13 protein-coding genes and 1 pseudogene are annotated in these 11,783 nt (G+C 60.5%); 13 read left to right on the top strand and 1 reads right to left on the bottom strand.

Annotation, left to right across the window (positions count from 1 at the left end):
• Nucleotides 1–383 precede the first annotated feature (383 nt).
• A complete protein-coding gene (locus FA85_RS00005; RefSeq protein WP_156110284.1) occupies nt 384–1,124 on the top strand; it encodes an alpha/beta hydrolase in 741 nt (246 codons plus the stop codon).
• An 83-nt stretch (nt 1,125–1,207) separates the two neighbouring features.
• Here FA85_RS00005 and FA85_RS22690 read toward each other — a convergent pair whose 3' ends face one another.
• Nucleotides 1,208–1,642 carry a helix-turn-helix domain-containing protein gene (locus FA85_RS22690; RefSeq protein ID WP_081907484.1) on the bottom strand — a complete coding sequence of 145 codons (435 nt, stop codon included), beginning with the start codon at nt 1,640–1,642 and terminating at the stop codon, nt 1,208–1,210.
• Nucleotides 1,643–1,727: 85 nt separating this feature from the next.
• Between FA85_RS22690 and FA85_RS21705 the strand changes: the two genes are divergently transcribed.
• The 12 genes and pseudogenes from FA85_RS21705 (at nt 1,728) to FA85_RS00070 (ending at nt 11,382) form a co-directional block, all read left to right on the top strand.
• Nucleotides 1,728–1,898, top strand: coding sequence for a hypothetical protein (locus FA85_RS21705; RefSeq protein ID WP_156108733.1), 171 nt, complete (start codon nt 1,728–1,730; stop codon nt 1,896–1,898).
• A gap of 14 nt (nt 1,899–1,912) precedes the next feature.
• Nucleotides 1,913–2,035, top strand: coding sequence for a hypothetical protein (locus FA85_RS22515; RefSeq protein WP_255349718.1), 123 nt, complete (start codon nt 1,913–1,915; stop codon nt 2,033–2,035).
• A 313-nt stretch (nt 2,036–2,348) separates the two neighbouring features.
• Nucleotides 2,349–2,537, top strand: a complete 189-nt coding sequence (locus FA85_RS21710) for a hypothetical protein (protein ID WP_156110285.1) — start codon at nt 2,349–2,351, stop codon at nt 2,535–2,537.
• 362 nt (nt 2,538–2,899) lie between these two features.
• Nucleotides 2,900–3,961 carry a replication initiation factor domain-containing protein gene (locus tag FA85_RS20645; protein ID WP_051943666.1) on the top strand — a complete coding sequence of 354 codons (1,062 nt, stop codon included), beginning with the start codon at nt 2,900–2,902 and terminating at the stop codon, nt 3,959–3,961.
• 75 nt (nt 3,962–4,036) lie between these two features.
• Nucleotides 4,037–4,315 carry a hypothetical protein gene (locus FA85_RS00025; RefSeq protein WP_036113297.1) on the top strand — a complete coding sequence of 93 codons (279 nt, stop codon included), beginning with the start codon at nt 4,037–4,039 and terminating at the stop codon, nt 4,313–4,315.
• Between the two features lie 241 nt (nt 4,316–4,556).
• Nucleotides 4,557–4,808, top strand: coding sequence for a hypothetical protein (locus FA85_RS00035; protein ID WP_036113293.1), 252 nt, complete (start codon nt 4,557–4,559; stop codon nt 4,806–4,808).
• 921 nt (nt 4,809–5,729) lie between these two features.
• Complete coding sequence (locus FA85_RS21715) at nt 5,730–6,359, top strand: hypothetical protein (protein ID WP_156108732.1); 630 nt, start codon at nt 5,730–5,732, stop codon at nt 6,357–6,359.
• Between the two features lie 2 nt (nt 6,360–6,361).
• Entirely contained in the window at nt 6,362–6,667 is a 306-nt protein-coding gene (locus tag FA85_RS00045) for a DUF2523 family protein (RefSeq protein ID WP_051943664.1), read from the top strand.
• Nucleotides 6,664–7,779: a zonular occludens toxin domain-containing protein gene (locus FA85_RS00050; protein WP_036113283.1), complete on the top strand. Its 1,116-nt coding sequence runs from the start codon at nt 6,664–6,666 to the stop codon at nt 7,777–7,779. The genes FA85_RS00045 and FA85_RS00050 overlap by 4 nt, the downstream gene beginning before the upstream one ends.
• Nucleotides 7,780–8,445: 666 nt before the next feature.
• Nucleotides 8,446–9,234: pseudogene (locus FA85_RS00060) on the top strand (tyrosine-type recombinase/integrase); the annotation flags it as partial.
• A 93-nt stretch (nt 9,235–9,327) separates the two neighbouring features.
• On the top strand, nt 9,328–10,077 hold the full coding sequence (locus FA85_RS00065; protein WP_036113276.1) for a DUF5131 family protein: 750 nt from the start codon (nt 9,328–9,330) through the stop codon (nt 10,075–10,077).
• An 18-nt stretch (nt 10,078–10,095) separates the two neighbouring features.
• Nucleotides 10,096–11,382, top strand: coding sequence for a three-Cys-motif partner protein TcmP (locus tag FA85_RS00070; protein WP_036113272.1), 1,287 nt, complete (start codon nt 10,096–10,098; stop codon nt 11,380–11,382).
• The last annotated feature ends 401 nt before the right edge of the window (nt 11,383–11,783 follow it).

An 11,783-nucleotide genomic window follows, 5' to 3' on the forward strand; every position in this document is an offset into this window, starting at 1 on the left:
ATTTTTCCCGAATCTTTCGGTGTTGAAGAATTTACACTTTCTTTTCGCGATCGCGGCCGGGTGGAACGTTTAGCCATGCAGACCAGCAACGATTCAAGAATCGCGAGGGAACGGCAGGGAATTCATGCGGCCTTCGGGTCGAGCCACGGATAGTCAGCTTCCGCCCATCGGGATGCGCGTCAGTCCACCGCCGCGCGGCGATGGCACTTTCATCCGTCGAGGAACTCCAGATGCCATTGGTCGACACCGCAAAGCTTCGTATTCACTATGCCGAGGGTGGACCTCGGGACGGCCAAACCGTGCTGCTTCTTCACGGCTGCCGGACGATGCCAGCGCGTGGAGCGGGGTCGTCCCGAATCTGGAAGCGGCAGGTTTGAGGTGGATTGCCCGGACCTGCGGGGGTTTGGCAAAACGCAGTTTCGCGACGGCGCAACCATTCGCGATGGCTCGGGGTCGCCATTGCTCAGGACGCGTTCGATCTCATGGACGCCCTGGGTATCGGCGCCTTCCATATTGTCGGCCACGATTGGGGCGGCCGCGCCACCTACCATATGGCGGCGATGGCGCCTGCGCGCCTCTTATCCGCCACCGTCATTGCCATCGGCTATTCACCTCGCGGGCGGTTCACCGTTCCGGCTTACCCACAATGTGCTCGCTGGTGGTATCAGTGGTTCATGACGGCGGAAGCGGGCGCGCAAGCGGTGCGCAACGATCCCATCGGCTTTGCCCGACGGCAATGGGACACGTGGGGGCCGACGGCGTGGATCACCGAAGACGCCTTCGCGGTGGCGGCACAAGCCTTTTCAAATCGGACTGGGTCGCGATTACTCTTCACGGCTACCAGTCGCGCTGGGAAACTCCGTCCAATGGACCCCGACTACGACGCGGCGCGCGCCATGGTCGATGCGACCGAAACGCTCGAGGTGCCGATGCTGTTCTTGCAGGGCGGCGCCGATGAATGCGACCCGCCCGAAGAGTCCGAAGGGCTCGAATCCTACTTCAGTGGCGGCTATCGACGTCAGGTGCTTTCTGGGGTGGTCATTTCCCTGCGCGTGAAGCCCCCATGGAAGTGGCGCATCTCGTCTGTCAGCACATCCGCGGTCACGCGCACGGTTGATGACTGAGGAATGGAGAGGGGTGGTCGCTTACGCGATTCACCCGGGCGCGGAGGACATGGCTGGGAGCCGTTGTGCTGAGTGGTTAATCATCAGCGCGTGAGTTCCCAGCGTAGCGCTGTAATGGTTATCACAACTTCGCATAATGTATATAGGCCAACGTTCTGTAAAACAGGTGTTTCACCGCTAAATGCAGACGCTTTAGGCGTATAGACGGCTAAACCGAATACTAGGAGGATGGCCGCTGCCGATTTCCCGATCTCGTCAGCCCATCGAAGCCACACCTTTGAGTTCGTGGGGTCTACCTTGGCGTCTCGTTCTGCTTGGATGCGCAGTGCCCATACGATTGCCCTTTCGCCGAGAGCGTTAGACATCTTTTCGATGTAGTGCGGCTGGGGATGCCGCGTTCCCTGACGCCAGTTGCTCACCGTCGCTTGTGTTGCACCGAGCAAGCGTGCTAGCGCCGAGTCAGACGTAAGGCCCCGGCGCTCCTTAACCCTGTCCATGAGATCGTGCGTGGCGGACATAAAACACCCTGTGTTGACGTAGGTAACACGGGCAGTGTAACGTGCCGACCCATAACGGGACGTGTTACCCGTTCAGGGGCCAGCCATGATCGACAACTTCGCCCGCGAGTGCATCGTTTCGCTCGCCGAGGACTGTGAAACCGCCCTCCGCATGGAGCTGGTTTCGCTGGACGCGCAGGACTTCGAGTGCGCCTCCATCCATGCCGAAGCCGCCGAGCGCACTGCGCTGGCCGCGTTCCGCATCGCCAAGTCGTGAGGGGAGGGCCCGTCATGCTTGCCTTCGTCCTTTCGGCCGGGATTTTCCTGTTCACCGTCTCATGTGCCCGGGCGTTCGTCGCGTGGCGCGCATACGCCGATCACCGCGCTCAGCTGGTCGCCGAGGGCTGGCTGTGATCGTCGATGGGGACGCATTGCAGGCTCTTTCGACCACTGGCGTCAGGCTGATCGCCGCCGCGGCTGTCACCGCCGTCGTCGTTTCGGTTGCGTGGACGTCGGGCCTCATCTCGATCATCTCTTCGAAGGTCCCGCGCCACGGCTCAGGCGTTGGCACCTATGCGGACTATCTCGATTCGAAGGGTATGGCGGCGTACTGCCAGAAGTGCGGCGCCCAGGTCGAGCCGGACGAGCCGTTTGGCGAAGTCGAGTGCGACGAATGCGGCTACGTCGGCGCTGCCGGTGAGACCGATGACGTCGAGCCTAACGAACCGTGGGACGAGAACGCCAGCGTGAGTGGGACACTGAAAACTTCTTCGACAAGCTGGAGAAGAAGCACCGTCATATCGAATGCACGGACTGCGGCGCGGATATCGAGCGCGAGCAGTTTGAGTGGAGTGACACGGAGTGCCCCGCTTGCGGGCATCGCGGCATGCCGTACGAAACCGGCGACGAGGCCTGATATGCGCTTACGCGGACTTCCAGAGGCTTTCGAGCCTAACCGGCACCACTACTACACGTCTCGACCGGTCGTTATTCCCGGGCCGGTCGAGTCCATCACGAAGCATGGTTTGCTACCGGGTGGCATGTCATCCGTGCCTGTCGATCCTCACTCGACGTACCCCGGCCTCTCGTCGTACGACCGTCGCCGTGTTCGTGAGGCGCGTATAGCGCTGTGGGGCAGGGGGCCCTACGCCCACCTCGTCCCTCGCGAGCGTGAGTTGCTGGAGGCTGGCCTGTGAACGCTCGCGGTGTGGTCAAGGTCTGCGTGTTTTTCACGTACGTCGTCGGTGGCGTGCTGCTCGTGCTTTTCGGGGACCACCTGTGATCCGGCGCGAAGCGCCGGTGATCCCGTCGGCTAACAGGGGATCAAAGTACCTGAACGCGAAGAAGGCGCTCCCTACGAAGCGTTCGCAGGTAGCTGCCAATATCGACTTCCTTCGTTTCAGCGCAGGCGCCGGTTACGTCTTCGGGTCAGAGACCGAAGGCGATGCGATGATCTGGTCCGCCGAGCGGTTCGTTCGTACCTTGGCACCGAAGTCCGGTATCCACGTTGAGCCCGCCATGAAGGGCGGCCGTCGCGGCTACGCGCATCACGTGGTTCTTCTCACGCCTGACGGCAGTGCTTGCGGCGACGTCTGTTGGGGTGGCGAAAATCAGCGCGGAACGGTGTCCGTGGAGATGACGGGCGCAGCATGCGCCCTCGTTGAAGCGGGCTTTGACCACGACGTGGCGTGGTCACAAGTCCGTGAAATGCTCGACACCATCGCCGCCAAGATCACGCGGGTCGATGTCGCTCACGATGATTACAAGGGTGAGCGTGGTCTCGAGCTTGCCAAGGAGTTGTACGACCTGGGCGAATTCGTGACGGGCGGTCGCCCTCCTGCGTCCAATGTACAGGGCTGGAACGACGGTAGTGGCATGACGATGTACATCGGCAAGCCCACCGGTCGCAGCCAATTGGTGGTGTACGAGAAGGGTAGGGAGCAGGGCTACCGCGACGGTGAGGAATACGCTGAGTGGGTCCGCTGGGAAGGTCGTTTCTATCACCGCAAGGGCTATGAAATTCCGCTCGACGTGTTGGTCGAACCCGCTCTGTTTCTGGTCGGCCGCTACCCGGCGCTCTCGTGGGTCAGCGCTGTGATGTGCCGCATCAAGTCCAGCGTTGTCCGCGCCAAGGCGAACCTTCAAAACGCGATGCGGCATTGCAAGCGCCAGTACGGCGGCTTGCTGAACTACCTCGCCTGCATCGCGGACGACACCACGGATCTCGGCGACCTCGTTTCCTCGTTCCTCACCCGCGACGCCACTCCCAAGTGGGTCGGCGAAAACCCATTCGGTCGAGCCGTCGCGCTCGACGCGCATCCGTTCGCAGCACCGTTTTAGCCCGGTCTCGGACCGGAAAACCGGCCACTTCCGGCCAAGTCAAGTAGACGTCCAAACGTCGTAGGAGAGTCAGTTATGTCCAAGCGTATCGTTCGTTTCACCGCCGAGATCAAGCTCGTCCCGAATAAGAAACAGCAGGGCAAAAATCACGGTTTCCAGAGCGCCCGGCTCGTTGACGCCGACGGCGGTTACGAGAAGTTTGAGGTGTATTTCGACCCGTCGAAGGCCTCGTTCGCTCGCGAGCCGGGTGACTACACCATCGAGGCGAGCGAGCCGAAGATCGTCGATGGTCGCCTCGTGATCTTTCCCGATTTCGTCCCGGCTAAGCCGGTTGCACGTTCGCAGGCTGCGTGATGGACGTGGGCGCAGGGATGTACCTGACCTGCGTCCAGTTCGACGCAGCGACCTCCACATGCACGCAGACCGCGTGGATGCCTCCGCCGACGTTAATCCCGCCGATGTCGTCGGAAGCGGGACAGACCCTTGGTATCGCGATCTTTTCAGGTCTCGTTGCCATCGCTGTCTCTAAGTTGCCCAGGCGCGGAATGTGATCGATCAGGGGACGCCATTCCGGCGCCCATTTCAGGAGAAAACCATGCTCAAGCTCGTCAAGACCACGAAGAATCGTCTCGCCAAGAACCCCCGCGTTCGCATGCTCGCTGCCACCGCGTTCCTGATGGTCGCATCGGTGGGTAGCGCGTATGCCGCCGACGGCGACGCGTACGATCCCACCGCCGATGTCGCCAAGATCGCTGCTGCGGTTGTGGTCGCGGTCACCATCTCGGTCGCGTTCACGTCCGGCTACATCGGCATCAAGTCGTCGAAGCTGCCGCGCCGGGGCGCGTGATCCATGCGGGCCATTCTTGCCTTCCTGCGCGCGGTGGCCCGCCTTTCAGTCAGGAGGGGCGGCGTCGGCACGCGGGTGTCCAGCTTGCTGGACCCCGTCGCCGCCGCCCCTTCCTCCCTCTCAAACGAGGTGCTCCCGTATGACGGGATACATTATTTTGGCCGCGTGGATTATGTTCGGCGCAGCGGTTACGCGCTGACGATTGCGGGGTGTTTGTTAGCGCTGTTCTCTGCGTCTGTATCCGCAGACGATTGGTCGCCGACGTGTCCTAGTTTGCAGAGTTACCAGTCGGCGTGCGCGTCTAACGCAGCGGAAATGAACGGTAACAGTGCCTACCGTAACGTGCAGTGCGTCACGAGGCGGATTAACTCGACGTCCGTCGAAGTGGATCTTAAGTATCAGCAGAAAGACAACAACGATGCTTGGGTCGACGCGTCGTATGTGGTAGGTCGCGTTAGTTGCCCAGTGGTTCCGCCCGCCAATCAGTGCGCGTCGCACGCGTCGCCTAGCGGTAGCGTCTGGGATTCCGGCTATTCGCAGGGTTCGACGGTATGCGCCGACTCTTGCGAGTTCGTTTTCACCCAGCAGCCCGGCACTATTACGGTCAGTGTTCCCGGAAGCGGCATCGGTCGCTCGCTCGGCACGTTTTCGCCTACCGGAAATAGCTGTTCTAGCGACAGTACGCCCCCGCCTCCGGCGTCTTCTCCGCCTCAGGTGTGCAGCGGCGGTTCCTGTTACGACCCCAATTCGAATCAGTTCTGCTCGGTCAGCAGTTCGGGCGCGCAAACGTGCGTGAGCGGCCCGACCGATCCGGGTGGTGGTGCACCCCCTCAGCAGCCGTCCGGCTGCGCTGTCAACGGTTCTGCGGCTTCCTGCGCAGGCGACGCCGGCCAGCCGCCGCCTACGCCGCCTAACCCTCCTGTGTCCGACCCTCAGCAGCAGCAGACGGGTAGCGGCTCCTTTTCCGGCTCCGGTGTTGGCGGTGGCATCACGATCACGACCGGGACGTATCAGGGAACCACGACGGGGACAGGCGGCAACGGCGGTTCAACCACGCCCGGTGGTGGAACGACTACGCCGGGTAACGGGACCGGTGGCGGTGACGGCGACGGTGACGGTGATGGTGATTGCACGGCGGGCAAGCTGTGCGACGACGCATATACGGAAGCTGCGTGCGGCGCGAGTCCTGCTACCGCTGGCGACCCGTTGCTTGCCACGATGGCGGTAGAGGCTCAGCGTCAGCGGTGCCAGTCGCTTGGAATTCAGGCAGAGATCCAAGGGGGCAATAAGGACAGCGGGAAGGAGGGCGGCGACCCGGATGTGTCGAGTTTGATCGACAACGGCGACGATGATGCTCCCGTGCAGCTTAACGATGCGGGCTGGCTGGGTGGGCGCGGTTCGTGCCCTGTAAAGCCCGTCATGTTTCTCGATCACGATCTTATGGGTGGCCCGGGCATTTGCGACACGGCAGCATTGCTGGCCGCGTGGGCATTGGTCGCGGCATACATCGTTGCCGCTGTGATCATCGGCAAATCGGTTAAGGGGAGCTGACGGTGCCTGCGTTTCTTATCCCGTTGATTGAAGTGTGCGGCGCAGCGTTGTCGCGACTTTTCTTCACGAGGGCAGGGCAGTGGTTGCTCACTGCGTTGCTGTTCCTCGGCATCCAGTTCGGGTCGCAGAAATTTATCGTAGAGCCCGCGTTGTCGGCGATTCAGTCGGCTTTCGGCGGGTTGTCGGCGGACACCGTTGCGTGGATGGCATACCTCAACGTTGATCGGTCAATCACGATTATTTTGTCGGCGTTCGCCTCGGCGGCGGGTAGTCGAATGATTCTCAAGCGGATAGGACCCAAGTCATGATTTACCTGTTAACGGGCACACCCGGTTCCGGCAAGACCCTCGCCGCGATGGAGTTGATCGAGCAGTGGGGCAAGGAGAAGGCAGGGCGTCTGATCTACTCGGCGAACATCGACGGGCAGTGCTATCCGGGCGTGCTTCCTCTCGACGACGCTGGCGTCCTTGAGTGGCACAAGCACTGCGAGAAGGATTCGCTTGTCGTGGTGGACGAGGCGCAGCGCTATTGGCGCGCGTCTCGTGGTGGCGATCCGTCGCAGGCGATCATCGAGATGGAGACGCATCGTCACGATGGCATCGATATCGTGTTGATGACGCAGCACCCAACGTTTCTACACGCGAACATCCGAAAGCTGGTGAACGTCCATATCCATCTTGTCGCGCACACGAAAGCGAGCGCGTTGAGGTACGAATGGCGTGAGGCTCACGACGACGTGCAGGACAGCGCCTTGCGCATGTTGGGTGAGTTCAAGGAATGGAAGTACCCGGCTCACCTTTACCCGTTCTACAAGTCGGCCACGATGCACACGAAACGGGCCAAGCGCCCGTGGGCGCAGGTGAAGGGTCGCATCGCCGCTGTCGTGTCGATCGCCATGTTCGTTCTGGTCGTTGGGGTTGGCATCTACGTGTTTCGCCACGGCGAAGTGCTCGCGGGCACGGGGACGAAGAAGGAGGATGTCAAGCCCGTGCCTGCAGTCTCCCCGTCCAAGCCGTCTGCGCAGGTTTCAAAGGCCCCGAAGACAGCTGGTGAGTACGTCGAGCAGCAGATGCCGCGTATCCCTAGCCAGCCTTGGAGCGCGCCGCTGTACGACGGCCAGCAGGTCACCACGCATCCCCAGGTCTATTGCGTGGCGAAAGGCGACGATTCGGATTGCCACTGCATCACGGAGCAGGGCACGCGTTACACGCTGGCCCTCGATATCTGTCTGAACGTAGCGAAGAACGGCCCGGCTTATGACCCGTTTAAGCCAGAGCGGCGTAAGGACGACACGCCATCGCGCGATGGCGTCAAGCCCTCCACGCCAGAGGCGTCTCCGGCGCTCGCTACGGCGGTCGCTGGGGTCGTTCCGGACGGTATCCCGGCGCCGCTTCCGCTGCGCGCTGGTGCGTCCAAGTGAATTGGAGTCACGTGGGTTATCGGGTGATTTGTACTGTCGCTTGCGTCGTCGCGGGGGTACTCGTCAAGCGGTGGCTGTATCGTCGTCGGTGACTGAGCGTCCTTCGGTCGCCCGGGCGAGACTGCAAATCGATTTGTCGCTTCGCCCGGGCAACCGAAGGTCTGGGGTGCAGGGGTTTCCCCTGCGGATACGCTCTCGACCATTCAACGAAGAAGACCCGGCCATCGCTGGCCGGGTCTTTCTTCATGCCTCATCCAATGCCCGCAAAACCTGCTCTTGGTCGTCGTGGAACAATAGCGACTTTATCGCGTTGATGTGGATTCCGCCGTCCGCCATCGTGCGTCCCGGTGGAACGAGGTACTGCTGTACGATCCGCCATCCTCTCCATTTGTCGGTTTGGATGTCCTGTCGGCCATCGTGTCGCGCCATGGCCCAGTTCAGGATCTCGCGCAGTGGTATGTGTCGACCCTGAGGGGTGATCAGTTCTCCGGGTTCAAGTTGCCATGTAGCCGAGGGCATCAGGTCTTCCTTTCTGTCGGCGGTACAGCATGCGCGTGGGGCGTGTCAATTGCCTGCGAAGCTTTTTCAGGTATTCGCATAATGTATATTATGTCAAATTGCGAATTCATTCTCGCGGTGTCTTCATGGCTCCGTTGTCGTCACCTGTCCTTGGTGGCCGCTGGCCTCAAGGCTAAGCTGGGCCCTTGGGTACTTGCCACCGTCGGTCATCGGGTGGCGCTGCTGTCGACGGCGCACCGGCTCAAGCAGCTAATCAACCCGTGCGAGCAGTCGGCCATTCGCATGGTACTGAGCCGGGCCGCTCGGGCGGAAGTCAAGCGCGGCGAGCGACCGCGCAAGAAGACGGCGATCACTTTGGCTGAGTTGGAGTCGATGCTGGCGACTTGCGACGACAGCCTGGAATGCTTGTGCGACTGCGCCGTACTCTGCTTCGCCTTGTCCAGTGGCGGCCGGCGACGCAGCGAGGTAGCGGCGGCCGACCTGCGCGACCTACGCCGCATCGGCCCACAGGGATTCATCTACCGGCTAGAACACAGCACGACGCAACAAGCCGCATAACCGCGACGTCGCCCCCGGACAAGCCCGTCTTGGATCGCGCCGCCCAGGCCTGGAGGTTTGGTTGGTCACCGCCGGCATCACCGAGGGAGCGATTTTTCGGCGATTGTGGAAGCAGCCCGTCGGCCCCGCCCTCTCACCGGCCGCGGTGGGCGAGATCGTGCAGCGGCGCGCCAAGCTGGCGGGACTGGAAGGCAACTTTGGCGGCATAGTCTGCGCTCGGGGTTCGCGATCAAGGCGAGCCGCCAAGGGGTGCCATTGCAGGCAATCATGGCGATGACCGAGCACCGTGCGGTGTCTAGCGTGATGGGGTACTACCAGACTCGAGGTGTCGCAGATAATCCCGCCGTGTACTTGCTTGATTCTGCAAACAACGGATAACGGGTCGTTGGCCGAGCGAGCGCTGACGTTTATTCTGTGGTCTCAGGCATTGCGACGCCAATTGGGCATAGTTCTCGAGGAGGGACACTTTTTGTGGCCACGACGTCAAAGATCGAATGGACCGAGCAGACGTGGAATCCGATTACGGGTTGCACCAAGTTATCGGCTGGCTGCAAGCATTGTTATGCGGAGACGCTCGCCCGCCGTCTGGAGGCCATGGGCACACCGGGCTACGAGAACGGTTTCGCGTTGACCTTGATGCCTCAACGCCTTGAGGAGCCACTGCGCCGCAAGAAGCCCACGATTTACTTTGTCAATTCCATGTCCGACCTATTCCATGAAAAGGTCCCAGATGACTATATCGAGCGCATCGTGGATGTCATGGCACGGACACCACATCACTCTTTTCAAGTGCTGACCAAGCGCGCTGCTCGAATGGCGCGCTTCTTCAAAGCACGCGCTGTGCCTGACAACGTTTGGCTAGGAGTATCGGTTGAAAATAGAAAGCATGGACTGCCTCGAATCGATCACTTACGCAGCATCAATGCGCGCATTCGGTTTTTGTCCATCGAGCCTCTGTTAGAGGATTTAGGTGCACTCAATCTCTCGGACATTCATTGGGTCATCGTCGGCGGCGAGTCAGGGCCTAAGGCACGTCCCATGGCTCCTGAGTGGGCCGAATCCGTGCGCGTCCAGTGCAAGAAGCAGAAAGTTGCCTTCTTCTTCAAGCAATGGGGTGGCTGGGGGGCGGACGGAATGCGGCGTGCAAAGTCCAAGAATGGCCGTCTTCTGAACGGTCGCACATGGGATGAAATGCCTGCTACGCTGCATTCTTGGGGATAATCAGGAGGATGACCTGTCATGGCAAAAGGGGGCTACGAGTGGTCGCTCGATGGAGCGTTGCCCGTTATAGAGGACCATAGTCGCGCCAAGCACGACGTGCTGCGAGCGTATTTGATCAACTACCTGCGAATTCTTGCGCAGCACCCGCGCAGTGAGGGGATTCGCGTCACTCTTGTTGACGGCTTTGCTGGCGGCGGCCGGTATCGCACGGAATCGGGCGAACAAGTGAGTGGCTCTCCGATAGTGCTGCTGGAGGCACTTCAAGAGGCGCGCGCACTAGTTGCTATGGACCGGAAGCAGCGCGGTATCCGTACGCCCTACGTCATTGACGCTCATGTCCATTTGGTCGAACAAAATCGATCGACATGTGCGTTTCTCCGGAAGCTGATAGCGGACAGCTCACTGACGAACTCATTAGATACGCGAGTCACGATTCATGGAAACGATTTTCATCGAGCGCTTCCAGGCATTCTGAAGGACATCCAGGATCGGCAGCGGCGCAACGGCCGGAGCGTTTTCATCCTCGACCAATACGGCTGGAGCCAAGTCAATCTCGACGCCGTCAAGCAAATTTTCACGGAACTTCCGTATGCAGAGGTGTTCCTCACCTGGATGATCGATAATCTGATCAATTTCCTGTCCGAGCAGATGATCGACAAACTCAATCCCGCGTTGCAACGCACAGGCCTGGGGAAAGCAATTACGGCGGAACAGCTGCTGGCGATCAAGCAGACAGGTGCCGGACATGACGGTGACCTCGCCTGGCGGCGTGCCATCCAGACGCTGATGACCGGTCAAATTCGTGCAAGTTCCGGTGCAGCGTTTAGCACGCCTTTCTACATCGTTCCTCGCAATAGCCGTCGTGGTTACTGGCTCCTGCATTTGGCTCGTCATTGGCGGGCTAACGAAGAAATGAAGCGCATCCACTGGGGAAGCAATAATCTCCACCACCCAGGCGGAGCTGGCTTCAATATGCTCGGGTACTTGGGAAACCACGGCCAGCTCGCTTTTGATAATCGATTCGACGAGCATGCCCATCAGGCCACGCGAGACGCTTTGCGCAGCGACATCCCCCAGCGGATGAGTCAGCTACATAGCCCAGTACGCTTTGGTGACTTGGTTCAAATGACCGCAAACGAGACTCCTGCGCGACTCGATCAACTCCAGGAGGCGGTGTTTGCTCTTTCGCGCGAGCGTCAGTTGATTGTCACCACACAGTCTGGCGCCACGCGTCGTGGCGCCCATAGCATTGCGAGTGAAGACCTCATTGAGCTTCCAACCCAGCTATGGCTTTTGCCGAACTAGAGGAGGTAAGCATGTTTTTCGCATTGACGAGCCGGGAAACACTGGTGTTGGGCTGCGCTAAATTATCGCCAGCTGACGGACGCAATCGACCACCGGGCGTACGCTCGTCGTTCCTAGCCTGCGTTGTGAAAGCTTGCCACTCACCTGCGTAGCCACGATCGTCCCAAGGCAATCTGCGCGCTTGTGGCCGCCGAAAAAAGTCCATCGGCACTTGGCTGGTGGAGCCTTGGGGTCAGCTCCGGCCCAAGCAGTAAGACTACACAATGATCGTCGCTAGATCGGCCGCCGCGCCCCATAGCTCGTTCAACGCACTGGATTTGTTTAACGAGCTGCCGCTTTGTGCCATAAATTTCGAGCATTTGCATGCGGTCCCCGAGGCCATAGACCTCAGGCAGCCCATC

Origin of the sequence: Luteibacter mycovicinus, from assembly GCF_000745235.1 — a bacterium.
GTDB lineage: Bacteria > Pseudomonadota > Gammaproteobacteria > Xanthomonadales > Rhodanobacteraceae > Luteibacter > Luteibacter mycovicinus.

What these genes read in the sequence shown, in the direction of transcription:
- FA85_RS22515 (WP_255349718.1), top strand. Translation starts at nt 1,913, where the DNA reads ATGCTTGCCTTCGTCCTTTCGGCCGGGATTTTCCTGTTCACCGTCTCA.
- FA85_RS21705 (WP_156108733.1), top strand. Translation starts at nt 1,728, where the DNA reads ATGATCGACAACTTCGCCCGCGAGTGCATCGTTTCGCTCGCCGAGGAC.
- FA85_RS22690 (WP_081907484.1), bottom strand. Translation starts at nt 1,642, where the DNA reads ATGTCCGCCACGCACGATCTCATGGACAGGGTTAAGGAGCGCCGGGGC.
- FA85_RS00025 (WP_036113297.1), top strand. Translation starts at nt 4,037, where the DNA reads ATGTCCAAGCGTATCGTTCGTTTCACCGCCGAGATCAAGCTCGTCCCG.
- FA85_RS00050 (WP_036113283.1), top strand. Translation starts at nt 6,664, where the DNA reads ATGATTTACCTGTTAACGGGCACACCCGGTTCCGGCAAGACCCTCGCC.
- FA85_RS00070 (WP_036113272.1), top strand. Translation starts at nt 10,096, where the DNA reads ATGGCAAAAGGGGGCTACGAGTGGTCGCTCGATGGAGCGTTGCCCGTT.
- FA85_RS00035 (WP_036113293.1), top strand. Translation starts at nt 4,557, where the DNA reads ATGCTCAAGCTCGTCAAGACCACGAAGAATCGTCTCGCCAAGAACCCC.